Annotated in this window: 16 protein-coding genes, 12 tRNA genes and 3 rRNA genes; 23 read left to right on the top strand and 8 right to left on the bottom strand. The window is 44.2% G+C overall.

Annotation, left to right across the window (positions count from 1 at the left end):
- Nucleotides 1-88 precede the first annotated feature (88 nt).
- The gene (locus tag LLY41_RS20945; protein WP_035331657.1) at nt 89-313 is read right to left on the bottom strand and encodes a hypothetical protein; all 225 of its coding nucleotides are present in this window, start codon (nt 311-313) and stop codon (nt 89-91) included.
- 176 nt (nt 314-489) lie between these two features.
- The gene (locus LLY41_RS20940; RefSeq protein ID WP_095245520.1) at nt 490-2,223 is read right to left on the bottom strand and encodes an ABC transporter ATP-binding protein; all 1,734 of its coding nucleotides are present in this window, start codon (nt 2,221-2,223) and stop codon (nt 490-492) included.
- A 127-nt stretch (nt 2,224-2,350) separates the two neighbouring features.
- On the opposite strand from LLY41_RS20940, the gene LLY41_RS20935 reads away from it, so the two are divergent.
- The 4 genes from LLY41_RS20935 to LLY41_RS20920 all read left to right on the top strand — a co-directional run bounded on the left by LLY41_RS20935 (nt 2,351) and on the right by LLY41_RS20920 (nt 6,949).
- Nucleotides 2,351-2,968, top strand: coding sequence for a DUF3298 and DUF4163 domain-containing protein (locus LLY41_RS20935; protein ID WP_179289076.1), 618 nt, complete (start codon nt 2,351-2,353; stop codon nt 2,966-2,968).
- A gap of 131 nt (nt 2,969-3,099) precedes the next feature.
- Nucleotides 3,100-3,900 (top strand): MurR/RpiR family transcriptional regulator, encoded by an 801-nt coding sequence (locus LLY41_RS20930; protein ID WP_095245521.1) that lies wholly within the window; start codon nt 3,100-3,102, stop codon nt 3,898-3,900.
- 132 nt (nt 3,901-4,032) lie between these two features.
- A complete protein-coding gene (locus LLY41_RS20925) occupies nt 4,033-5,604 on the top strand; it encodes a PTS transporter subunit EIIC (RefSeq protein WP_304586483.1) in 1,572 nt (523 codons plus the stop codon).
- On the top strand, nt 5,591-6,949 hold the full coding sequence (locus LLY41_RS20920) for a 6-phospho-alpha-glucosidase (protein WP_304586482.1): 1,359 nt from the start codon (nt 5,591-5,593) through the stop codon (nt 6,947-6,949). Before LLY41_RS20925 ends, LLY41_RS20920 begins: the two co-directional genes overlap by 14 nt.
- Before the next feature lie 161 nt (nt 6,950-7,110).
- Here LLY41_RS20920 and ahpF read toward each other — a convergent pair whose 3' ends face one another.
- Entirely contained in the window at nt 7,111-8,640 is a 1,530-nt protein-coding gene (ahpF, locus tag LLY41_RS20915) for an alkyl hydroperoxide reductase subunit F (RefSeq protein ID WP_304586481.1), read from the bottom strand.
- A gap of 14 nt (nt 8,641-8,654) precedes the next feature.
- On the bottom strand, nt 8,655-9,218 hold the full coding sequence (ahpC, locus tag LLY41_RS20910) for an alkyl hydroperoxide reductase subunit C (RefSeq protein WP_095245525.1): 564 nt from the start codon (nt 9,216-9,218) through the stop codon (nt 8,655-8,657).
- 672 nt (nt 9,219-9,890) lie between these two features.
- Between ahpC and LLY41_RS20905 the strand changes: the two genes are divergently transcribed.
- Together LLY41_RS20905 and LLY41_RS20900 are read left to right on the top strand one after the other, a co-directional pair.
- Complete coding sequence (locus LLY41_RS20905) at nt 9,891-10,232, top strand: zinc ribbon domain-containing protein YjdM (protein WP_095245526.1); 342 nt, start codon at nt 9,891-9,893, stop codon at nt 10,230-10,232.
- 156 nt (nt 10,233-10,388) lie between these two features.
- Complete coding sequence (locus LLY41_RS20900; RefSeq protein ID WP_304586480.1) at nt 10,389-12,017, top strand: ATP-binding protein; 1,629 nt, start codon at nt 10,389-10,391, stop codon at nt 12,015-12,017.
- A gap of 32 nt (nt 12,018-12,049) precedes the next feature.
- Here LLY41_RS20900 and LLY41_RS20895 read toward each other — a convergent pair whose 3' ends face one another.
- The 3 genes from LLY41_RS20895 to LLY41_RS20880 form a co-directional block, all read right to left on the bottom strand.
- Complete coding sequence (locus tag LLY41_RS20895; protein WP_304586479.1) at nt 12,050-12,562, bottom strand: hypothetical protein; 513 nt, start codon at nt 12,560-12,562, stop codon at nt 12,050-12,052.
- A gap of 5 nt (nt 12,563-12,567) precedes the next feature.
- Nucleotides 12,568-13,032, bottom strand: coding sequence for a hypothetical protein (locus LLY41_RS20890; protein ID WP_304586478.1), 465 nt, complete (start codon nt 13,030-13,032; stop codon nt 12,568-12,570).
- Nucleotides 13,033-13,445: 413 nt separating this feature from the next.
- Nucleotides 13,446-14,645, bottom strand: coding sequence for an MFS transporter (locus LLY41_RS20880; RefSeq protein WP_304586477.1), 1,200 nt, complete (start codon nt 14,643-14,645; stop codon nt 13,446-13,448).
- A 279-nt stretch (nt 14,646-14,924) separates the two neighbouring features.
- On the opposite strand from LLY41_RS20880, the gene LLY41_RS20875 reads away from it, so the two are divergent.
- The gene (locus LLY41_RS20875) at nt 14,925-15,254 is read left to right on the top strand and encodes a winged helix-turn-helix transcriptional regulator (RefSeq protein ID WP_304586476.1); all 330 of its coding nucleotides are present in this window, start codon (nt 14,925-14,927) and stop codon (nt 15,252-15,254) included.
- A 51-nt stretch (nt 15,255-15,305) separates the two neighbouring features.
- Here LLY41_RS20875 and LLY41_RS20870 read toward each other — a convergent pair whose 3' ends face one another.
- Nucleotides 15,306-15,632 (bottom strand): hypothetical protein, encoded by a 327-nt coding sequence (locus LLY41_RS20870; protein WP_304586475.1) that lies wholly within the window; start codon nt 15,630-15,632, stop codon nt 15,306-15,308.
- A gap of 127 nt (nt 15,633-15,759) precedes the next feature.
- On the opposite strand from LLY41_RS20870, the gene LLY41_RS20865 reads away from it, so the two are divergent.
- From LLY41_RS20865 to LLY41_RS20790, 16 genes are all read left to right on the top strand, one after another.
- Nucleotides 15,760-16,698, top strand: a complete 939-nt coding sequence (locus tag LLY41_RS20865) for an alpha/beta hydrolase (RefSeq protein WP_304586474.1) — start codon at nt 15,760-15,762, stop codon at nt 16,696-16,698.
- Between the two features lie 341 nt (nt 16,699-17,039).
- Nucleotides 17,040-18,589: ribosomal RNA gene (locus LLY41_RS20860) — 16S ribosomal RNA — on the top strand.
- A gap of 209 nt (nt 18,590-18,798) precedes the next feature.
- Nucleotides 18,799-21,734 (top strand): 23S ribosomal RNA (locus LLY41_RS20855).
- A gap of 81 nt (nt 21,735-21,815) precedes the next feature.
- Nucleotides 21,816-21,932 (top strand): 5S ribosomal RNA (gene rrf / locus LLY41_RS20850).
- Together the 16S, 23S and 5S rRNA genes with 12 tRNA genes alongside form the textbook arrangement of a ribosomal RNA operon.
- A 24-nt stretch (nt 21,933-21,956) precedes the next feature.
- Nucleotides 21,957-22,031 (top strand) — tRNA-Glu (locus LLY41_RS20845).
- A 3-nt stretch (nt 22,032-22,034) separates the two neighbouring features.
- A tRNA-Val gene (locus LLY41_RS20840) sits at nt 22,035-22,110 on the top strand.
- 12 nt (nt 22,111-22,122) lie between these two features.
- Nucleotides 22,123-22,198 (top strand) — tRNA-Lys (locus LLY41_RS20835).
- Between the two features lie 16 nt (nt 22,199-22,214).
- Nucleotides 22,215-22,299 (top strand) — tRNA-Leu (locus LLY41_RS20830).
- Nucleotides 22,300-22,306: 7 nt separating this feature from the next.
- Nucleotides 22,307-22,381 (top strand) — tRNA-Gly (locus LLY41_RS20825).
- Nucleotides 22,382-22,388: 7 nt separating this feature from the next.
- Nucleotides 22,389-22,465: transfer RNA gene (locus tag LLY41_RS20820), tRNA-Arg, on the top strand.
- Nucleotides 22,466-22,470: 5 nt separating this feature from the next.
- Nucleotides 22,471-22,547: transfer RNA gene (locus LLY41_RS20815), tRNA-Pro, on the top strand.
- Between the two features lie 18 nt (nt 22,548-22,565).
- Nucleotides 22,566-22,641: transfer RNA gene (locus LLY41_RS20810), tRNA-Ala, on the top strand.
- 18 nt (nt 22,642-22,659) lie between these two features.
- Nucleotides 22,660-22,736 (top strand) — tRNA-Met (locus LLY41_RS20805).
- 23 nt (nt 22,737-22,759) lie between these two features.
- Nucleotides 22,760-22,852 (top strand) — tRNA-Ser (locus LLY41_RS20800).
- Nucleotides 22,853-22,875: 23 nt separating this feature from the next.
- Nucleotides 22,876-22,949: transfer RNA gene (locus tag LLY41_RS20795), tRNA-Met, on the top strand.
- Between the two features lie 3 nt (nt 22,950-22,952).
- Nucleotides 22,953-23,029: transfer RNA gene (locus tag LLY41_RS20790), tRNA-Asp, on the top strand.
- The last annotated feature ends 21 nt before the right edge of the window (nt 23,030-23,050 follow it).

The following is a 23,050-nucleotide window of genomic DNA, read 5'->3' as shown; positions in this document are numbered from 1 at the left end:
ACGTTTGATTGAAAGGAAATGGACGCAGTATTGGTACGGGATAGAGAGTACTGGCTGCGTTTTTTTGATATGGGAGACATGTGAGGAATCAATGACTGCCGATTGCCTGTTCAATCGCAACCGCGGCAGAATCAATGGAAGGATACGTCCTTTTCTGTGAAGTTCCCGTATAAGTAACCTCAAATGAATGAGATTCTTTTATATAACGGACCACTAGAATCTGTGATTGATCTTTTGTAAACGTTTGGGTGATTTGGCAATCGCTATAGTACTTTAACGTTTCAAGCATGTTTTTCGTATGATCTAATGGCATAGTCGACAACCTCCTTTTTTGGCAGGTGTAACCTTAATAGACCTTAATCCCATTATAAGGAATTTAATTTCATAATTGTATGGATAATTTGTCACATTTTATCACTATTACTAGTTTTAGAGAGAGCTGGAATTAAGATTTGCAACAAAAAGGCCAGTCTGCTGACTGGCCAATTCTTATGCAAGCTGCTGCTCGGCAAATTCCCTGTATAGCTCATGAGTTCGTGTTAATTCATAATGTGTGCCAATTCCAGTGACACTGCCTTTTTCAATAAAGACAATTTGATCCGCATCGACAATTGTTGAAAGACGGTGGGCGATGACGAAAGTTGTCCGGCCTTCCATTAAGCGGGTAAGCGCCTGCTGGACGATGCCTTCCGATTGACTGTCGAGGCTTGCGGTTGCTTCGTCCATCATCAATATTTTAGGGTCGCGAAGGAATGCGCGCGCAATGGCAATCCTCTGCCTTTGTCCTCCGGAAAGCTTCACACCCCGCTCACCAACTTCTGTATCAAGTCCTTTCGGAAAATCGGCAATGAATTGATCTGCATATGCCATTTTGGTAACTTCCCATAATTTCTCATCTGAAATGTTTTCGGGTTTTTCCAGTCCATAGCATAAATTCTCGCGGATCGTGCCTGCCATCATAGCGCTTTCCTGTGAAACATAGCCGATTTGACTGCGCCAGGACTTAAGCGATATCTGCTGGATGGGTGTATGGCCAATTTTAATCTCGCCTGCAGAAGGCTCGTAAAAACGTTCAAGCAATCCAAACAGGGTGGTTTTGCCGCTTCCGCTTGGACCTGCTAATGCAATCATCTGGCCTGGCTGAGCTTCCAATGAGATATTTTCCAGGACACTTTCTTCTGCACTATAGGAAAAAGAAACGTTTTGGATTGTAATCGGCTTGCTGCTGATATCCATCTCGATTCCGTCCTGTCCATCCTCCAAAGGCTCTTCTAAGATTTCTATGATCCGTTCTGTTGCGCCTTTTGCTTTTTGCAGCTGTGTAAAAAACATCGCAAATGAAGTGATCGGCATAATAATCTGGAACAAATACAGCAAAAAGGCTACAAGAGAACCCGTTGACATCGTTCCGCTGGCCACACGCATGCCTCCATAGGCGATAATCATGACGATGACCACCATCATGATCAGATACATCGTCGGGCCAATCATGGCAAAAATGCGGGCTTCCCGCAGACCATAGCCAAGCAGCTTGTCGATGCCATCCAATCCTTTTTCTTCTTCATTTTGTTCTGCAGTTGAGGACTTCATTAAACGGATTTCACCGAGTGTCTGGGTAATGTTTCCGGTGAAAATGGCCGTTTCATCTTGAAGGCCACGTGATATTTTTGCCATCTTTCTGCCAAGCGGAATCATAATGGCCAGTGTAATAGGAACAGATGTGAGCATCAGCAGGGTCATTTTCCAGTCCATCACAAGCAGGATAATGATTGCACCGATAATACTGATAATACCGGTAATAAATTGCGGAAAGTGATTGGTAATCAGCTCCCTGACAATGCTGGTGTCATTTACTACACGGCTGACAGTCTGGCCGCTGGATTGCTGATCAAAATAACGGACCGGCAGCCTTATGAGCTTCATCCACATTCGGTCCCGAAGCCGTGCCACCACTTTTTGACCGACATAGCTGAGCAGGTAGATGGAGATCCCGCTTATGATGGCCTGGACGATAAAGGCTGCCCCAATTCCGATGATGAGCGGAACACTTAAAGATTCAACCGAAAAACCGTCCACCAGATTTTTGGTCAGCAGCGGAACCACCAGCCCGGTCAGGGTGGTTAAAATGCTCGCTGTTAAACCAATGATAAGCGCAGTCTTTGGGATTTTTGTTGATAGAATAAGTGAAATGAAGGGTTTAAGGCTGGTTTGCTTTTGATTCATTACGTGTGCTCCTGTCTCTTATATATCCTAATCATTATATAACATTGAAACTTCCATTTCCTGTTATGCACCTAAACACCTATCCGATGAATAGGATGTGTTAAAAACCCAAAAAGGATGGATAGCCGTGGCAATCAATTTTCCGGTAGGCATCAAAACGATGACAATCAGCACCGGGCCCACTAAAGTCGTATATTATCCCCGTGTATCAGGCATGCCGAATAAGCAGCTGCAGCAATTAATAAATAATACCATTATCAGGGAAAACCAGCAGCTTATTAACGAACAGACAGGCAATATGGATACAACCGTTGTGGATTTGTATGGATATTATGAGATTAAAAATAATCAGCGTGATGTGCTGAGTTTGTCTTTGAACAACTATGTGTATCATTATCATGCTGCTCATGGAATGACAGTTATAAAATCACTGACGTTTGATCTTCAGAACGGGAAGCAGGCGGCACTTAAGGATTTATTCAAGCCGGGAAGCGATTATGTCAAACGGATTTCAGACTTGATTGCTGTACAAATCAAAGAAAGAGACATTCCGCTCCTGGTTGATTTTACTGCAATCAGGCCAGACCAGGATTTTTACATTGCAGACAAAGCGCTTATTGTCTATTTCCAGCTATATGAAATCACGTCATACGCCTATGGATTCCCAATGTTTCCGATATCCGTTTATGATCTGCAGGATATTATTGATGAAAATGGGCCGCTGGGGAGGATGGCGGTGAATTAAAGGTAGAGGGGGAGCTGCGTTAATGCGGTATCCCTTTTTTGCTGTAAAACAGTAAAATTTTTAGTTGTCTCATTTATAATAGAAAAGGCTTAAATAAATCCACCCGTCCATAATAAGAAAGAGGTGAACCAATGGATAATACAGAGAAGATCTTTTTAGATTACACAATTGATAAAGAGTTGAATCAGTCAGAGAAAGAGATACTCTCCTTTTTGATCGAAAGCAGAATAGAAGACCAGCAATTAAGTATTCGTAAAGCAGCAGATGAACTGTTTGTTTCAACTACGTCCATCATTCGTTTGTGTAAAAAGCTCGGGTTTAGCGGATATAGTGAGTTTGTATATAATCTTGGCCTTAAAGTGAAGAAAGTCCATAGTTCCGATGCTGGATCAGTAGAAGAGATCCATCTTCCAATGGAAGCAGGCATTAACGAATTTATAAAAAATATCAGCACAACATTCGATTACATAGATGAGGAGAGCATCCAGGAGTTTTTAAATGAAATTGAAAAGCATAAGATGATTTATTTTTACGGAGCAGGCTTCTCCACTCTGTTCTCTAATTATCTTGCTAAGAAATTGGAGCTTTTCGGATATTACGTTTCAAATACATCGACTAGCGACAGCCGGGCGATTTTCTTTAATAATATCCAGAAGTATCGGCTGATGATTGTCTTTTCGCGATCCGGGGAGACAAGCAAGGTGATTGAAAAAGTCCAGATTGCAAAGGAAAAGGGCTTAAAGACAGTTTTGTTCACAGGAAATGATAAAAGCACAACGGCGAAATTGGCTGATATTGTGTTTACTATTCTTGATCCGACCATCGAATCCCAGCGTGAATTTGAGATTACCTCATTTGAGTCGAATATGTTTATGCTCATTGATATAATCCTGATTCTGGCTATTAAAAAAGGGATTATCCAAGAATATTAGACCATGTAACATATTACTTTATTTAGTGACATTGTACAGAATCCGCCATTCCCATTCCTGCAGCTTAGATTCCAAGCTATACTGTGGACATGGAATGATAGCGTTTACTTTTACTTAGAAAGGAAGACAACTATGAAACAAGTGGTGAATGGTCTCCAGCTATTTGGAAAATCCTTGTTTGCCCCGATCTTAATATTACCAATCATTGGACTTTTCATTGCTTTTGGAAATGTTTTTGGTAACGGGAATCTGGCTCAATACGTCCCGCTTCTTGAAAATCCGATGATCCAAAATGTCGGGAAGTTTATCTCTTCTTCGGCAGTTTCAATACTTCAGAATCTCGCCCTGATCTTTGCTGTCGGCATTCCGATCGGCTTGGCAAAGAAGGATAAAGGTTATGCAGCTTTAACAGGATTAGTAACCTTTGTCATTTTTATTAATGCGATGCATCAGGTTCTGAATCTTTCAGAGCGTTTAGTTTCAGCAGAAGAAATGCAGATTTCCGGACAAGCAATGGTATTGAATGTTCAAGTTCTGGAAATGGGTGTTTTTGCAGGTATTTTAATCGGAGCTTTAGTTGGTGTTCTTCATAATAAATATTGCGATACAGAATTTAAAGGCGTTCTTTCCATCTATTCAGGTCACCGCTTTGTCGCCATTTTGGCAATACCAAGTGCAATGATTTTAGGAGCGCTTGCAGCAGAGTTTTGGCCGATTGTCCAGAATGGTATTACGGCACTGGCTAATGGTATTCGAAGCTTAGGAGACTTTGGTTTCCTTATCTATGGTTTTATGGAAAGAATCCTGATTCCGACAGGACTTCATCACCTCGTATATACACCGTTCTTGTATACAGAATTAGGCGGAACGGCAACGGTAGCAGGCGAAGTCGTCCATGGTGCAAGAAATATTTACTTTGCGGAAATGGCTGACCCAAGTGTGGCTGTATTAAGCAGCACAGTGAACTGGGATGCACGCGGCCTGGCAAAGATGTTCGGTTTAATTGGCGCAGCTTTAGCCATGTACGTTACAGCTGATAAAAATAAAAAAGCAATGGCAAAAGCGATTCTGCTGCCTGCAGCGGTCACTTCTTTCCTGCTTGGGGTAACGGAGCCGATTGAATTTGCGTTCCTATTTACCGCTCCAATCCTGTTCTTTATCCATGCCGTTCTGGCCGGTGCAGGAATGATGCTCTTAAACATCTTTGGTGTTCATGCCATCGGTGCCAATGGTGTCATTGACTTCCTTCTCTATAACTTGCCGCTTGGCACGGAGAAGTCTAATTGGCCGATGTTCATTGTCGTAGGATTGATCATGTTTGCAGCATACTTTATCATCTTCAGATTCCTGATTTTAAAATTCAACCTTAAGACACCTGGCCGTGAAGAAGGGACAGAAGGAGAGGTTCAGCAGGCAGACATTCAGGCAAAAGGAAATGCCTCAGCAGGATCTCCTATTGGAGAGACCATTGTAACGGCACTTGGCGGAAGCGGAAATATCGAAAATGTTGATAACTGTTATACAAGGTTGAGACTTGTTTTAAAGGATCCAAGTGCAGTGGATGAACAGATGTTAAAGGCAACCGGTTCAAAAGGTGTCATCAAGTCAGGCAACAATGTTCAGGTTGTATATGGACTAAATGTAAAATCTGTTCGGGATCAAGTCGATCAAAAACTGGGAGGACTTAACTATGAAAACGTATAAACTGGCGATTGCTGGCGGCGGAAGCACGTATACACCGGGTATTGTGAGAAGCTTAATGGATAGATTAGAAGATTTACCGTTATCTGAAATCAGATTTTACGATATTGATGGAGAACGTCAATCGAAGGTAGTAGTTGCAGCCAAAGCGGTTATTGCAGAGTATACAGATTCTATTAAAATTACCGAGACAACCGACCCGGAAACAGCATTTGAAGATGCAGACTTTGTATTTGCACAAATGCGTGTCGGCAAATATGCAATGAGGGAATTGGATGAAAAAATCCCTCTGTCACACAATGTGGTCGGCCAGGAAACATGTGGGCCAGGCGGACTGGCATATGGTTTAAGAACAATTTTTCCAATGGTTGAGCTGATTGATTTTGTAGAGAAATATGCGAAGGAATCATGCTGGATTGTGAACTATTCAAATCCTGCCTCCATTGTAGCGGAAGGGGTTCGCAAACTGCGTCCCAATGCTAAGGTCATTAACATCTGCGACATGCCGGTGGCAACAATGCGCAACATGGCGGGGATCCTTGGAGTTGAAAGAGAAGACCTTGTGGTAGATTACTTTGGTTTAAACCACTTCGGCTGGTTTACAAAAGTTGAAGTGGATGGAGTTGACCGTCTTCCTGAGCTTCGTGAGCATATCAGCAAATGGGGTCTGCTGACAGAGGACATTTCTAAAATCGACTATCGTCATGCCGATTCATCCTGGATTAAGACATTTAAGAACATCAAGCCGATAATGGATTTCTTCCCGGATTACATTCCGAACCCTTATCTGCAGTATTACCTGCTGCCGGATTATATTGTGGAGAACTCAAACAAAGAGTATACCCGTGCAAATGAGGTTATGGCTGGCAGAGAAAAATCATTATTTGAAACGGTCAGCAAGTTTGAGGAGACTGGCATCCTGGACGATGCATTCCATGTTGGTGTACACGGAATCTTTATTGTTGATGTCACTGTTTCCATTGCACAGAATCTGGCAAAACGCTATCTCGTAATGGTAGAAAACAATGGAACCATTCCTAACCTGCCTGCAGATGCCATGATTGAAGTGCCTGCCCTAATTACCAATAAGGGACCTGTTCCTGAGTATGTCGGAGAAATTCCGTCCTTCCACAAAGCCATGATCGAACAGCAATTGGCATCAGAGAAAATTCTAGTGGAGGCCATAACAGAAGGATCTTATGAAAAAGCCTTGCAGGCATTCACACTTAATAAGACGATTCCATCTGCCATTGTGGCGAAAAAGATACTGGATGATCTTATCGAAGCCAACAAGGAGTATTGGCCAACGCTTGAGAAGAAGTACAAAGAAGGTATATTGGTACATTGATAAAAATGGTGATGCACAGGCTATGTCTGTGCTTCTTTTTTTAATCAAACGCTTGATTAAAATAGGTGAAAGTTGTTTTCTAAGGCAGTGGCAATGGAAAGTAAATAACGAAATAAAAAAACCGCTCCTGCCAAATGCAGTAAGCGGTTTTAGGTTGGAAATTAATTTCGGATCAGATAGTCAAACGCACCAAGAGCTGCGGTAGCGCCGGATCCCATAGAAATAATGATCTGCTTATAGGCACTGTCTGTACAGTCTCCTGCAGCAAATACACCTGGGATGTTTGTGGCACCGCGCTTGTCCACAACGATTTCGCCGAAGCGGGTACGCTCGATCTGGTCGCCTAACCAATCTGTGTTAGGAACCAGGCCGATTTGGACGAACACACCTTGCAGTTCAACATGATGTGTTTGTTCTGTCTCACGATCCATGTATGAAATACCGTTTACTTTGTCAGTTCCGGTAATTTCAGTTGTTTGAGCATTTGTAATAACCGTTACGTTAGGAAGGCTGTTCAGGCGTTCCTGCAGAACGGCATCTGCTTTCAATTCAGGATTGAATTCGATAACCGTTACATGGTTAACAATCCCTGCAAGGTCAATCGCTGCTTCAACACCGGAGTTGCCTCCGCCGATAACAGCTACATCTTTGCCTTCAAATAATGGTCCATCACAGTGAGGGCAGTAAGCGACCCCTTTGTTTTTGAACTCTGCTTCGCCTGGCACGTTGACGTTTCTCCAGCGTGCACCAGTTGAAAGGATGACTGATTTACTTTTCAGAACAGCACCGTTTTCAAGTTCGATTTCAACAAGATCCTTCTTTTCAAGTCTCTTGGCACGCTGCAGATTCATGACATCGATGCCATAATCTTTCACATGTTCTTCGAGGCTTGCAACAAGCTTAGGTCCTTCTGTGTGCTTCACACTAATGAAGTTTTCGATGCCTAAAGTATCCATGACCTGGCCGCCAAAGCGTTCAGCAACGATGCCGGTACGAATGCCTTTGCGTGCTGCATAGATGGCAGCACTTGATCCAGCAGGACCGCCGCCAATAACCAGCACATCATAAGGACCCTTATCTGCAAATTCTGATGCGTCAGGGCCTGTTCCCATTTTCGCCAGAATTTCTTCTAGGGACATACGGCCGCTGCCGAATGATTCGCCATTTAATAGAACTGTCGGCACTGCCATGATTTCTTTAGCATCTACTTCTTCTTTGTAAGCAGCACCATCGATCATTGTGTGAGAAATATTAGGGTTTAGAACACTCATGACGTTAAGAGCCTGTACTACATCAGGGCAGTTGTGGCAGCTTAAGCTGACATAAGTTTCAAAACGATATTCGCCCTCAATCTTCTTCACCTGGTCGATGACTTTCTGGTCAACCTTAGGTGCTCTTCCGCTGACTTGAAGCAGTGCAAGCACTAAGGAAGTAAATTCATGTCCAAGAGGAATGCCTGCAAAGGTAATGCCAGTATCTTCACCTGGACGATTTACACTAAAGCTTGGCGTCCTTTGTAATTCAGTACGCTCAACTTTAATGTGGGAGGACATATTGGCCAGCTCATCTACTAAAGCCAGCATGTCGCTGGATACTTTGTCTGATCCAGCGCTGACTTTTAGAAGGAGGTCGCCCTCCATCATCTGAAGATATTGAGCTAATTGTGCTTTTATATCTGCATCAAGTAACATGATTATCGTGCTCCTTAGATTTTACCTACTAGATCAAGGCTTGGCTTAAGTGTTTCAGATCCTTCTTTCCACTTAGCCGGGCAAACTTCACCTGGGTTGTTGCGTACATATTGAGCTGCTTTAAGCTTGCTTACAACCTGGCTTGCGTCACGGCCAATTCCGCCAGCGTTGATTTCAACAGTTTGGATGATGCCATCCGGATCGATGATGAATGTTCCGCGTTCTGCCAGTCCATCTTCTTCGTTCAGAACTTCGAAGTTGCGGGAAATTTTTTGGTTAGGGTCACCAATCATAACGTATTCAATCTTGTTGATTGTTTCTGAATTATCGTGCCATGCTTTATGAGTGAAGTGAGTATCAGTTGATACAGAATAAACTTCTGCTCCCATATCTTTTAAAGTTGCATATTCATTTTGAAGGTCTTCTAATTCAGTAGGGCATACGAATGTGAAATCTGCAGGGTAGAAGCAAACTACGCTCCACTTTCCTTTGAAGTTTTCTTCAGTAACATCGATAAAATCACCGTTATGGTAAGCTTTTGCTGCGAATGGTAGTACTTCTGAACCGATTAATGCCATGATTAAATTCCTCCTTAAAATGGTTGAGTGATATGATTATTAATTAAATAGCGAACTATTTAATAATAATTCTAATTCGGTAATAATTATCATATACGTTGTTTTTTTTGTCAAGGGAAAAGCTGTTAACTTTGTCCCTTTTCGGCTGGATTAACTGCCAGGATTAGAAGACAATATAAATTCCGCTTTTTTAAAAGGTGGGTTTAGTTCGTAATGGAGCTTTAAAAGCAACTTTGATTCCGTTAACAACAGTATAACTCTTTCCTGCCTTGATTACCCTTTTTTTGCCTGAACCAATCTCAACTAATGTGAGATTTAAGTTTATAATTGAGAATTTGTTTAAGCGTAAGTTAGAGCGATCGCTGGTCCACATTAACTTATTATTCCCTCTTTGACTGAAAAAAATCGATATGGCAGTAAAAATAGTTCAATCAAACGTTTGATTGAAAAGAGAGAAAGGATTGAATTACAATCAGGTTATATGAATTGGAGTCCTATGAATTTCGTTCATTGAGCGAGGGGTGTTTATTGAATTTTGGAACAATTTAGTTCATCTGGGTAAATGAAGATATTTCTTATATAATGTAATAGCATTCGTTATTTTAACAGCAATCATGGTATTCGTATTCATGGCTAAACGTAAAAAAATGCTAAACAATGGAGGAAAACGAAATGTCTAGTTTGCCTAATTGCCCAAAATGCAGTTCAGAGTATACGTACGAGGATGGGGTGCTCTTAGTTTGTCCTGTGTGTGCACATGAGTGGACAGCAGAATCCGAAATCAACAGTCTTGAGGACGAAAAGGTGATTAAGGATTCTAACGGAAATGTACTAAGTGATGGAGATACCGTATCCGTCATTAAAGATCTTAAAGTAAAAGGCTCCTCTTCTGTTATTAAGATTGGAACCAAGGTGAAAAATATTCGCCTTGTGGACGGTGATCATGATATTGACTGTAAAATCGACGGTTTTGGCGCCATGAAGCTGAAGTCGGAATTTGTGAAGAAAGTATAGCGAAAAAAGGCCTTTCCTTCCCTGGATTGGCCTTTTTTACATTTTCTTATGCGGGTGCTAAAATACGAGTCCTAAAATAGTAGTGGAAAGGTCATCACCTCTGGTTTATGATAAAGAAAGAATATTAAGAATTTCTCAATATAGGTGGGAACCTCCTTGATACTATTAGACTACATTGTCAATCTCTCCATTTTTTCATTACTGGTCAGTGTGCCTTTAATTCTCCGCTCGTTTATCAGTCATAAACCGCTTAGGGACCTGCACCTTTTGGGCGGCATATACGCAGGAATTATTTCTGTCATTCTTGTGGGTTTATCTTTTAACGAGCAGGGTTATTCCTATGATATTCGATATGCCATTCTGATTTTGGTGTTTTCCTATTTGGGGCCGGGAGCAGGTCTTATTACAGCAATAATTGCTCTTGTCACAAGGCTTGCAGTCAGTGAGAACTGGCTGCCTGCCGTAATAGGGCTGCTGCTTATTTTGATTGCTTTTACTATCATACATAGATATACCCAGCACCATAAGTCAGTTAGAAAAACGGCTATATTATATGGTGTGTATTGTATCATTTATATAATAACGGTACCGATCATTTTTAACGTTTTTAGAGACAGCCCGATTTTTCATCTGCAATATCTTCTGTTTGTGGGGCTTGGTGTCATTGTTGGGAGTTTGCTGATTGAATCCTATGAAAGGCTGATTCGAATCATCACAGAAAAAAAACGGATGGAAAAGACGCTGGAAGAAAGTGAGTCTAAGTACCGGTTAATCGCTGAAAACACATCAGACCTTATCGCTGTCATGGACAGGGATCGCAGTTTGAGTTATTTATCTCCGTCTCATGAGTTCGTTTTAGGATATGAAGTGCCAGTACTGCAAAAGATGGAGGTAGATATTGTTCTTCATCCTGATGAAGCGGAAAAATTTCAGGCAGGCATGCAAAGGATATTCGAGAATAATGAGAGAATGGCTATGGAGTTCCGCCTAAAACATAGAGAAGGCCATTGGATCGAATTTGAATCACTTTGTATGCCGGTTGAAGGTGAAAATGGTGTAATCGAGCATGTCGTCATGATTAGCAGGGATATTTCAGAGCGGAAAAAAGCAGAGGAATTTCTATTGCAGTCTGAGAAATTATCGATTGTCGGGGAGCTTGCAGCCGGGGTTGCCCATGAAATCAGAAACCCGCTTACAACCATCAAAGGGTTTCTGCAGCTTTATAAGAGCGGCAATAGCCAAATTAATGAACTGCTGCTAAGCGAACTGGAGCGCATTGAAAATATCACCACTGAAATGCTTTCGCTTGGAAAACCGCAGGCCATCCAAATGGACACAGCTAAGTTAACGGATATTATTGAGAATACAGTCGAGTTATTATCTCCGCAGGCAAATATGAACGGTATCCAGTTCAAGCTGAATTTGGCAGATAGTGATGTTTTGATATCATGCGAAAAAAATCAAATCAAACAGGTTTTTTTGAACATCTTAAAAAACGCCATGGAAGCTATGGGTGACGGAGGGGAGATTGAGGTTTCCCTCAAGAGTAATAATGACGGGGAATGTATTGTCTCATTCCAGGACCAGGGGTGCGGTATACCTGACGATTTTCTGCCAAGACTGGGTGAACCTTTTTATACATTAAAGGAAAAAGGGACTGGCCTAGGACTTATGATTTGCCATAAGATCATAAAGCAGCATCATGGCAGCATCGTATATAAAAGCAAGATTGGTGAAGGTACTTTAGTAGAGATTACTTTACCGCTTTTGAAAACTATTAAATAAATTGAAAAAAGCAGGGGGAGTTCCTGCTTTTTTCAATTTATTTTGGAAGAACCTTCAAGCTCCGGATCCATAAGCCTCTTTTTCACAAAGCGAAACAAAATAATGAGCATGACTGCTGCTGCCGGATAAACCGGGATTGAATAGACAAGCTTCCATCCTGTATAGATCAATGCATGATTTTTAACAGTAAGCCATTCGAAGAATAGGGAAAATGCACTCCAGCCCAGTATGTACCAAATAGACTTCTTGCCATATAGCTCCCAGCGGTCATAGCCAAATAAAAACAGCAAAGCGGCACAAGGGTACATGAAGAAGTGAAAGAGAGCCCCCGATAGTTCATAAGAAGGATTGTCACCAAATACATACACCTGAAAAGGCGTGGCCAGAAGAAAGTAATCAATGGTTGCAACCAATGAAAGGTTATAAATCCATATGACCGTTACTAAAACGGGTGGAAAATACTTTCGGATAGGCAGAAATAAGAGTATGGCAATTGAGGAAGATATAATAAAGAACCATTCATTCCAATCAAATGTTACATTCATAAAGTCTAATCCCCTCTATACAGGATTTTGCGGAAAAACTTCATAAAGCCGAATAACGTCAGGATTGACACCAGCCAAAAAGTAAATGACCACCAAATTCTCCAATGGACATGAATAAGCACTCCCGTTGTTTGCCCAATCCATTCAAACCCGCCTAAGATCAATATAAAAAAGATAATTATGAGGAATCTGCTCTTGTATGTTTTCAGGATAAGTAAATAGTTCAAAGAAAGGACCATCAATGCAGGGAAAAGCAAAATACGATTAAGGAAATGGGCGAATTCATAGCTCAGCTGTTCCGGAATGACGAGAGTTTTGAAATTCATATAGCATAGGGCTGAGAAATTTTGAAAAAAATAAGAGCTCACCATCCAATAGACAAGGACTTCCAAAATATGCAGATGTTTCTTTAGTTTAATAAAAAGAAACAATACTGACATATTGATCACGAGGTAAATAAGAAAAATCATTGTGCAGGAACCCCCTTTGTCTCTCTGGCTCTTTTTCAAACGACTTAGTTTGTTTCTTTTTATCTTGTTCATTAGGGGCTGTTTTATTTAGTAACCTGATTATGTATATTAATAAGAAAAGACGAGGAGCCTGCTACTCCTCGTCTCGATATATTAGAAATCAAAATTATCGGGATCTGGTCACACACGTAAATCTTCATTTAAGGAATCGATCAATTCCATGTCTTGCTTAGATAGTTCAAAGTCAAATAAATTCTGCATTTTCTTCGATTCGATGAGATTTAGTTAACTTAAGGATGACGATATTGCCGTTTTGTTTTGCAGGTGCCACCTCAGAGCAATTTGTGCAATGGATTTTCCATATTTATCAGCAAGGACCTTCAGGGTCTCATTTTAAAGGTACTCCTTAATAATTAGTTAGTTTGTTTCTCAAGTTCTTTTAGCCATCCCGTCAGAATTACGGCCCCAAACACCATTACTCCGCCAATCCACGGTGTGTGAATTAAGCCGATAGAGTCGACAATCATTCCCCCGGCAAATGAGCCGATCGCAATCCCGATATTGAAAGCTGCGATATTTAATGCGGAAGCCACATTGACAGCTGAAGGAACATATTTCTCAGCCAGGTTCACCACTAAAATTTGAAGGCCTGGCACATTCATGAAAGCAAATAAGCCCATTAGAAAAATAGCAATAAGCCCAAGGGTTTTAAAAGGTGCTGCAAAAGTGAGAAGACCCAATATAATGGCTTGCAGAGTAAACATCCAAACTAACGCATTTAATGGATCTTTGTCAGAAGCTTTTCCGCCAAGAACATTGCCAATAGCTACGGCCACTCCGTAAGCAAGCAGAATAATGCTGACCCATTTTGCGCTAAACCCTGTTACATCTTCGAGAAGGGGTGTCAGATAGGTAAAAGCTACAAATGTTCCTCCGTATCCGAGTGCAGTAATGCTAAATGCTAAAAGCAGCTGTCCGCTGGTTAAAATTTTCAGATGTTCACTAAACTTGGAAGCTGGTGCTTGCTTAAGATTTGCTGGAATTAGTATGGCGCTGGCTATAATCCCAATTATCCCCAGCAGAGCCACTCCCCAGAAGGTGGCTCTCCAGCCAAATATCTGTCCAATAAACGTTCCGAGCGGTACACCTGTCACAGTTGCGACAGTCAAGCCGGTAAACATAAAGGCTATCGCACTGGCTCGTTTATTTTCAGGGACTAAATCAGCAGCAATGGTCGAGCCAATTGAGAAAAAGATTCCGTGTGAAAAAGCTGTTATAAAACGCGCAGCCAGCAAAAGGGCAAAAGTTGAAGACATGGCTGCGACAGAATTTCCGATGATAAATAAAACCATTAATGACATAAGCAAAGACTTTCTGTTCATTTTACTGGTCAAAGCAGTTAGTACAGGTGCACCAATAGCAACTCCCATGGCATAACCGGAAATCAATAAGCCGGCCAATGTAATGGAAATTCCCAAATCACCTGATATGGTAGATAAAAGCCCTACAGGCACAAACTCTGTGGTCCCTATGCCGAATGCACTGATTGCGAGTGCAAAAAGGGCTGGAGTGCTGCCTTTTTCTTTTTGTCTATTTATTGTAATTGAATTCATCAGCAATGAATCCTCCTTATTAAAGTAATAGCAGTTAAGAAAGCATAGACAGGCGCCTTGGCCATGCAATCTATGAGAGATAGTATGGAGCATGTCAAATATGGTGAACAGTACGTACTTTAAAGTAATGCAGGCACTAAAAAGTACCCTGTGATCAATTTCACCATTTTGTTTTATGCTTCCTTATGCTATTATGGATGGCATGATTCGAAATGAATAGTACGTACTTTAAAGTAATGTAGGTACTTTTAAGTGCCTGTAAACAGAGGGGGAAGGAAGTTGGCTTACAATATTCCGGTAGAAGCTACTTTAGATGTGATTGGCGGGAAGTGGAAAGTTGTAATCATGTGTCATTTAATTAAAGGTGAAAAGCGAACCAGCGAGCTTAAACGCCTTATGCCTGGAATTACGCAAAAAATGCTGACACAGCAGCTTCGCGAACTTGAAGCAGATGGAGTTGTAAACCGCACTGTTTATGATCAGGTGCCCCCTAAGGTTGTATATTCACTAACAGATTACGGATGGTCACTTCGACCGATCCTGGATGCGATGTGCAACTGGGGAGAAGGACATATTGAGTTAACAGGCGGAGAGCTTATGGAACAATAAAAAATTAGGACTCGTATGCTTTAGGCAAACGAGTCCTTTTTAATGGTAAAGCTATCTACTCTTTATTTGTTCGCGGATAGTCTCGAGCTCCTCAAGCGATAAAGAGCCAAGTGACTTCTTGATTTCTTCCTCGATTTGCTTCTTATTACTTTCTCTGTATTGCTCCCACCAATCTCGCAGTCCCTCCGTATTAGCAAGCAGATACTCAATATCGATTTCTTCTACCTCATCATCCGAAAGATAATTTAAAACAGATGCTAACATCCTATTTAGCTTGCTGATTTCATCCTCACTTTTTTTGATAGGGGTATTTGAAGGTGCTTCAGTATCCTTCTTGGTCTCTTCCCCGCTGTCTGCCGATGCTGCTTTCCTTGGCATAAATTCAGCCCTTTCTAATACGAATAAGAATTGCTCTTAGTATTGCCTTAAAAAAATAATAAAAAAACTGAACGATATTTATTAATAAGCGTCTCATAAGTAAAGTCATTTATTGGGGGTTCATTTAATGAAAGAACTTGAGGTCGAATTTAATACAGATGTAAAAATAAAGGGAACAGTGAGTCTTCCGAAGGAGACCGAAGGAAAGCTTCCTCTTATTATTATAATTCATGGTTCAGGCCCTGTTGACCGGGATGGCAATGCGAAGGTTATGCAGATGAATGCTTATAAAATGCTTGCTGAGTTTTTTGCATCCCTTGGGGTGGGGGTTCTTAGATATGACAAACGGGGAGCCGGTGTGAGCGGAGGTGATTTTTATCAAACAGGCATGTGGGATTTAGTTAACGATGGGATTGAAGCTGTGAAGGCGGCTCGCGATCTGCCGGAAATAGACCCTGAAAGAATATTTCTGCTCGGTCACAGTGAAGGATGTACATTAATTCCTCCTATTAATAAGAAGGCAGAAGTTGCGGGTATTATCCTCCTTGCCGGTCACGCGGCAAATGTCAGGAACGCATCTGAGCTCCAAGTAAAACTGCTGGAAGAGGAAGTTAAAGAGATGAAAGGATTTAATGGAGTTATTCTTCGTGCCCTAAAAGTTCATAAAACGGCTGCTTCCAAACAAAAGAAAATTTTCGATGAAATGATGGAATCAGAAGAGGCAGTAATGAAAAAAGGATTTACAAAGATCAATGCAAAATGGGCAAGGGAGCACTTTCAATATAATATGGAAGAAGATTTGGCTGCAATTACATGTCCTGTTCTTGCTATTACCGGTAATAAAGATATTCAAGTAGATCCTGAGCATGTCCATCTTTTTGCTGAAAAAGTGAATGGCCCAGCTGAGAGCTATAATGTCCCAAATATGAACCATCTTCTTAGAGATCAGGAAGAGGAAACTTCTATGCTAAAGCTGAAGTCCATTTATAAAAGAAGTCTTTCAAAGCCGCTGAGCACTGAAATGCTGGACGTGATTGAAGAATGGACGAAGAGGTATATTCTCTAAAGACGAAAAGATGCATGCGCATGGTTTTGAGAAAAATTATGGCGTATGCAATTTTTTTATATAAAGTATTGACTTTGGGTTTTAAACTATTGTAAGATAGTTTTTGTCGCTAAGAGGTAATTGCTAAGTGGCGAAGGGAAAAAGCTCTTAATTTTTTTGAATATCTTAAAGGAAAAGCAAAAAAAGCTGTTGACTTCCATAACGGAAGATGATAAGATGAATATCGTTGTCACTTCGAAAGAAGTTAGCACATTAGTTCTTTGAAAACTAAACAAAACAGAAACGTCAACGTTTAAATCATTAGTCTTTTTCGAAAAGACAAAACGAGCTTAATCAACTCTTATATGGAGAGTTTGATCCTGGCTCAGGACGAACGCTGGCGGCGTGCCTAATACATGCAAGTCGAGCGGACTGATGGGAGCTTGCTCCCTGAAGTCAGCGGCGGACGGGTGAGTAACACGTGGGCAACCTGCCTGTAAGACTGGGATAACTCCGGGAAACCGGGGCTAATACCGGATAATTCTTTTCCTCTCATGAGGAAAAGTTAAAAGATGGTTTCGGCTATCACTTACAGATGGGCCCGCGGCGCATTAGCTAGTTGGTGAGGTAACGGCTCACCAAGGCCACGATGCGTAGCCGACCTGAGAGGGTGATCGGCCACACTGGGACTGAGACACGGCCCAGACTCCTACGGGAGGCAGCAGTAGGGAATCTTCCGCAATGGACGAAAGTCTGACGGAGCAACGCCGCGTGAGTGATGAAGGTTTTCGGATCGTAAAACTCTGTTGTCAGGGAAGAACAAGTACCGGAGTAACTGCCGGTACCTTGACGGTACCTGACCAGAAAGCCACGGCTAACTACGTGCCAGCAGCCGCGGTAATACGTAGGTGGCAAGCGTTGTCCGGAATTATTGGGCGTAAAGCGCGCGCAGGCGGTTCCTTAAGTCTGATGTGAAAGCCCCCGGCTCAACCGGGGAGGGTCATTGGAAACTGGGGAACTTGAGTGCAGAAGAGAAGAGTGGAATTCCACGTGTAGCGGTGAAATGCGTAGAGATGTGGAGGAACACCAGTGGCGAAGGCGACTCTTTGGTCTGTAACTGACGCTGAGGCGCGAAAGCGTGGGGAGCAAACAGGATTAGATACCCTGGTAGTCCACGCCGTAAACGATGAGTGCTAAGTGTTAGAGGGTTTCCGCCCTTTAGTGCTGCAGCAAACGCATTAAGCACTCCGCCTGGGGAGTACGGCCGCAAGGCTGAAACTCAAAGGAATTGACGGGGGCCCGCACAAGCGGTGGAGCATGTGGTTTAATTCGAAGCAACGCGAAGAACCTTACCAGGTCTTGACATCTCCTGACAACCCTAGAGATAGGGCGTTCCCCTTCGGGGGACAGGATGACAGGTGGTGCATGGTTGTCGTCAGCTCGTGTCGTGAGATGTTGGGTTAAGTCCCGCAACGAGCGCAACCCTTGATCTTAGTTGCCAGCATTCAGTTGGGCACTCTAAGGTGACTGCCGGTGACAAACCGGAGGAAGGTGGGGATGACGTCAAATCATCATGCCCCTTATGACCTGGGCTACACACGTGCTACAATGGATGGTACAAAGGGCTGCAAAACCGCGAGGTTAAGCGAATCCCATAAAACCATTCTCAGTTCGGATTGCAGGCTGCAACTCGCCTGCATGAAGCCGGAATCGCTAGTAATCGCGGATCAGCATGCCGCGGTGAATACGTTCCCGGGCCTTGTACACACCGCCCGTCACACCACGAGAGTTTGTAACACCCGAAGTCGGTGGGGTAACCTTTTGGAGCCAGCCGCCTAAGGTGGGACAGATGATTGGGGTGAAGTCGTAACAAGGTAGCCGTATCGGAAGGTGCGGCTGGATCACCTCCTTTCTAAGGAATATTTACAAGAAACGTGACGCTTTCTGCTTTTGTTTAGTTTTGAGGGAACTAATCTCTCAATGAAAGATTCGTTCTTTGAAAACTAGATAATGATTATGAAGAAGCAATAACCGAGTAATCGCCATTTTAGTGAATTCTCTCTATGTAAATAGAGTTAAAAACCTTTGATACTGTTCATCTTCGATGAACCTGTCAAATACGGTTAAGTTAGAAAGGGCGCACGGTGAATGCCTTGGCACTAGGAGCCGATGAAGGACGGTACTAACACCGATATGCTTCGGGGAGCTGTAAGTAAGCTTTGATCCGGAGATTTCCGAATGGGGAAACCCCCTATCCGTAATGGGATAGGATCTTTACCTGAATACATAGGGTATAGAAGGCAGACCCGGGGAACTGAAACATCTAAGTACCCGGAGGAAGAGAAAGCAAACGCGATTCCCTGAGTAGCGGCGAGCGAAACGGGATTAGCCCAAACCAGGAGGCTTGCCTCCTGGGGTTGTAGGACACTCTATACGGAGTTACAAAGGAACGAGGTAAATGAACAGGTCTGGAAAGGCCGGCCAGAGAAGGTAAAAGCCCTGTAGTTGAAACTTCGTTCCCTCCAGAGTGGATCCTGAGTACGGCGGGACACGAGAAATCCCGTCGGAAGCAGGGAGGACCATCTCCCAAGGCTAAATACTCCCTAGTGACCGATAGTGAACCAGTACCGTGAGGGAAAGGTGAAAAGCACCCCGGAAGGGGAGTGAAAGAGATCCTGAAACCGTGTGCCTACAAGTAGTTAGAGCCCGTTAATGGGTGATAGCGTGCCTTTTGTAGAATGAACCGGCGAGTTACGATTACATGCGAGGTTAAGTTGATAAGACGGAGCCGCAGCGAAAGCGAGTCTGAATAGGGCGAATGAGTATGTGGTCGTAGACCCGAAACCAGGTGATCTACCCATGTCCAGGGTGAAGTCCAGGTAACACTGGATGGAGGCCCGAACCCACGCACGTTGAAAAGTGCGGGGATGAGGTGTGGGTAGCGGAGAAATTCCAATCGAACCTGGAGATAGCTGGTTCTCTCCGAAATAGCTTTAGGGCTAGCCTCATGTAGTAAGAGTCTTGGAGGTAGAGCACTGTTTGGACTAGGGGCCCCCATCGGGTTACCGAATTCAGACAAACTCCGAATGCCAAAGACTTATCCATGGGAGTCAGACTGCGAGTGATAAGATCCGTAGTCAAGAGGGAAACAGCCCAGACCACCAGCTAAGGTCCCAAAGTATACGTTAAGTGGAAAAGGATGTGGAGTTGCTTAGACAACCAGGATGTTGGCTTAGAAGCAGCCACCATTTAAAGAGTGCGTAATAGCTCACTGGTCGAGTGACTCCGCGCCGAAAATGTACCGGGGCTAAACGTATCACCGAAGCTGTGGATTGACATCTTTCGATGTCAGTGGTAGGAGAGCGTTCTAAGGGCGTTGAAGCCAGACCGCAAGGACTGGTGGAGCGCTTAGAAGTGAGAATGCCGGTATGAGTAGCGAAAGATGGGTGAGAATCCCATCCACCGAATGCCTAAGGTTTCCTGAGGAAGGCTCGTCCGCTCAGGGTTAGTCGGGACCTAAGCCGAGGCTGAAAAGCGTAGGCGATGGACAACAGGTTGATATTCCTGTACCACCTCTTTACCGTTTGAGCAATGGGGGGACGCAGGAGGATAGGGTAAGCGCGCTGCTGGATTAGCGCGTCCAAGCAGTTAGGCCGGTAACGAGGCAAATCCCGTTACCATACAGGCTGAGCTGTGACGGCGAGGGAAATTTAGTACCGAAGTTCCTGATTCCACACTGCCAAGAAAAGCCTCTAGCGAGGGAAAAGGTGCCCGTACCGCAAACCGACACAGGTAGGCGAGGAGAGAATCCTAAGGTGAGCGAGAGAACTCTCGTTAAGGAACTCGGCAAAATGACCCCGTAACTTCGGGAGAAGGGGTGCTCATTAGGGTGAATAGCCCTGATGAGCCGCAGTGAATAGGCCCAGGCGACTGTTTAGCAAAAACACAGGTCTCTGCGAAGCCGCAAGGCGAAGTATAGGGGCTGACGCCTGCCCGGTGCTGGAAGGTTAAGAGGAGAGGTTAGCGCAAGCGAAGCTTTGAATCGAAGCCCCAGTAAACGGCGGCCGTAACTATAACGGTCCTAAGGTAGCGAAATTCCTTGTCGGGTAAGTTCCGACCCGCACGAAAGGCGTAACGATCTGGGCACTGTCTCAACGAGAGACTCGGTGAAATTATAGTACCTGTGAAGATGCAGGTTACCCGCGACAGGACGGAAAGACCCCGTGGAGCTTTACTGTAGCCTGATATTGAATTTTGGTACAGCTTGTACAGGATAGGTAGGAGCCTGAGAAGCCGGAGCGCTAGCTTCGGTGGAGGCGTCGGTGGGATACTACCCTGGCTGTATTGAAATTCTAACCCGCGCCCCTGATCGGGGCGGGAGACAGTGTCAGGTGGGCAGTTTGACTGGGGCGGTCGCCTCCTAAAAAGTAACGGAGGCGCCCAAAGGTTCCCTCAGAATGGTTGGAAATCATTCGCAGAGTGTAAAGGCACAAGGGAGCTTGACTGCGAGACCTACAAGTCGAGCAGGGACGAAAGTCGGGCTTAGTGATCCGGTGGTTCCGCATGGAAGGGCCATCGCTCAACGGATAAAAGCTACCCCGGGGATAACAGGCTTATCTCCCCCAAGAGTCCACATCGACGGGGAGGTTTGGCACCTCGATGTCGGCTCATCGCATCCTGGGGCTGTAGTCGGTCCCAAGGGTTGGGCTGTTCGCCCATTAAAGCGGTACGCGAGCTGGGTTCAGAACGTCGTGAGACAGTTCGGTCCCTATCCGTCGTGGGCGCAGGAAATTTGAGAGGAGCTGTCCTTAGTACGAGAGGACCGGGATGGACGCACCGCTGGTGTACCAGTTGTCTTGCCAAAGGCATCGCTGGGTAGCTATGTGCGGAAGGGATAAGTGCTGAAAGCATCTAAGCATGAAGCCCCCCTCGAGATGAGATTTCCCATAGCGTCAAGCTAGTAAGATCCCTGAAAGATGATCAGGTTGATAGGTCAGAGGTGGAAGCGTGGCGACATGTGGAGCTGACTGATACTAATCGATCGAGGACTTAACCAAGTTATATTGGTTATTACTCGGCAAATGCTTCTTCATACATTATCTAGTTTTGAGGGAACGAAGTTTCTTCAAACCAAATAGTCCGGTGGCGATAGCGAGAAGGTCACACCCGTTCCCATACCGAACACGGAAGTTAAGCTTCTCAGCGCCGATGGTAGTTGGGGGCTGTCCCCCTGTGAGAGTAGGACGCTGCCGGGCATCCCTGATTGGGTATTTTTATTTGGCCCCTTGGTCAAGCGGTTAAGACACCGCCCTTTCACGGCGGTAACACGGGTTCGAATCCCGTAGGGGTCACCATTTGGAGGATTAGCTCAGCTGGGAGAGCATCTGCCTTACAAGCAGAGGGTCGGCGGTTCGATCCCGTCATCCTCCACCATAACTTTAGTACGAGCCATTAGCTCAGTCGGTAGAGCATCTGACTTTTAATCAGAGGGTCGAAGGTTCGAGTCCTTCATGGCTCACCATTTTTAATTTCATATTGCGGGTGTGGCGGAATTGGCAGACGCACCAGACTTAGGATCTGGCGCCGCAAGGCGTGGGGGTTCGACTCCCTTCACCCGCACCATTTTTAAGCGGAAGTAGTTCAGTGGTAGAACATCACCTTGCCAAGGTGGGGGTCGCGGGTTCGAATCCCGTCTTCCGCTCCATTATTTTGCGCCCGTAGCTCAATTGGATAGAGCGTTTGACTACGGATCAAAAGGTTAGGGGTTCGACTCCTCTCGGGCGCGCCATTATACGGGGAGTAGCTCAGCTTGGTAGAGCACTTGGTTTGGGACCAAGGGGTCGCAGGTTCGAATCCTGTCTTCCCGACCAGTGACACTTCTTTTACATGGGGCCTTAGCTCAGCTGGGAGAGCGCCTGCTTTGCACGCAGGAGGTCAGCGGTTCGATCCCGCTAGGCTCCACCATAAATTTATAATCATTTCGGCGGTGTAGCTCAGCTGGCTAGAGCGTACGGTTCATACCCGTGAGGTCGGGGGTTCGATCCCCTCCGCCGCTACCAATATGATTATTATTTACAACAACGGAGGAATACCCAAGTCCGGCTGAAGGGATCGGTCTTGAAAACCGACAGGCGGGTCAAACCGCGCAGGGGTTCGAATCCCCTTTCCTCCTCCATATTTTATCTCTAATAATATTATCGCGGGGTGGAGCAGTCCGGTAGCTCGTCGGGCTCATAACCCGAAGGTCGCAGGTTCAAATCCTGCCCCCGCAATCTGGTCCGGTAGTTCAGTTGGTTAGAATGCCTGCCTGTCACGCAGGAGGTCGCGGGTTCGAGTCCCGTCCGGACCGCCATTTTTACAAGTATTTAGGCAA

Source organism: Cytobacillus firmus (assembly GCF_023612095.1).
Classification (GTDB): Bacteria; Bacillota; Bacilli; order Bacillales; family Cytobacillaceae; genus Cytobacillus.
The sequence above is the reverse complement of the archived record's forward strand: the minus strand, read 5'-3'. Positions and strand labels throughout refer to the sequence as shown.

Excerpts from the sequence above, each read along its gene's own strand:
- LLY41_RS20945 (WP_035331657.1), bottom strand. The coding sequence starts at position 313 with ATGCCATTAGATCATACGAAAAACATGCTTGAAACGTTAAAGTACTAT.
- LLY41_RS20940 (WP_095245520.1), bottom strand. The coding sequence starts at position 2,223 with ATGAATCAAAAGCAAACCAGCCTTAAACCCTTCATTTCACTTATTCTA.
- LLY41_RS20930 (WP_095245521.1), top strand. The coding sequence starts at position 3,100 with ATGGATAATACAGAGAAGATCTTTTTAGATTACACAATTGATAAAGAG.
- LLY41_RS20925 (WP_304586483.1), top strand. The coding sequence starts at position 4,033 with ATGAAACAAGTGGTGAATGGTCTCCAGCTATTTGGAAAATCCTTGTTT.
- LLY41_RS20920 (WP_304586482.1), top strand. The coding sequence starts at position 5,591 with ATGAAAACGTATAAACTGGCGATTGCTGGCGGCGGAAGCACGTATACA.
- ahpF (WP_304586481.1), bottom strand. The coding sequence starts at position 8,640 with ATGTTACTTGATGCAGATATAAAAGCACAATTAGCTCAATATCTTCAG.
- ahpC (WP_095245525.1), bottom strand. The coding sequence starts at position 9,218 with ATGGCATTAATCGGTTCAGAAGTACTACCATTCGCAGCAAAAGCTTAC.
- LLY41_RS20905 (WP_095245526.1), top strand. The coding sequence starts at position 9,891 with ATGTCTAGTTTGCCTAATTGCCCAAAATGCAGTTCAGAGTATACGTAC.
- LLY41_RS20895 (WP_304586479.1), bottom strand. The coding sequence starts at position 12,562 with ATGAATGTAACATTTGATTGGAATGAATGGTTCTTTATTATATCTTCC.
- LLY41_RS20890 (WP_304586478.1), bottom strand. The coding sequence starts at position 13,032 with ATGATTTTTCTTATTTACCTCGTGATCAATATGTCAGTATTGTTTCTT.
- LLY41_RS20880 (WP_304586477.1), bottom strand. The coding sequence starts at position 14,645 with ATGAATTCAATTACAATAAATAGACAAAAAGAAAAAGGCAGCACTCCA.
- LLY41_RS20870 (WP_304586475.1), bottom strand. The coding sequence starts at position 15,632 with ATGCCAAGGAAAGCAGCATCGGCAGACAGCGGGGAAGAGACCAAGAAG.
- LLY41_RS20865 (WP_304586474.1), top strand. The coding sequence starts at position 15,760 with ATGAAAGAACTTGAGGTCGAATTTAATACAGATGTAAAAATAAAGGGA.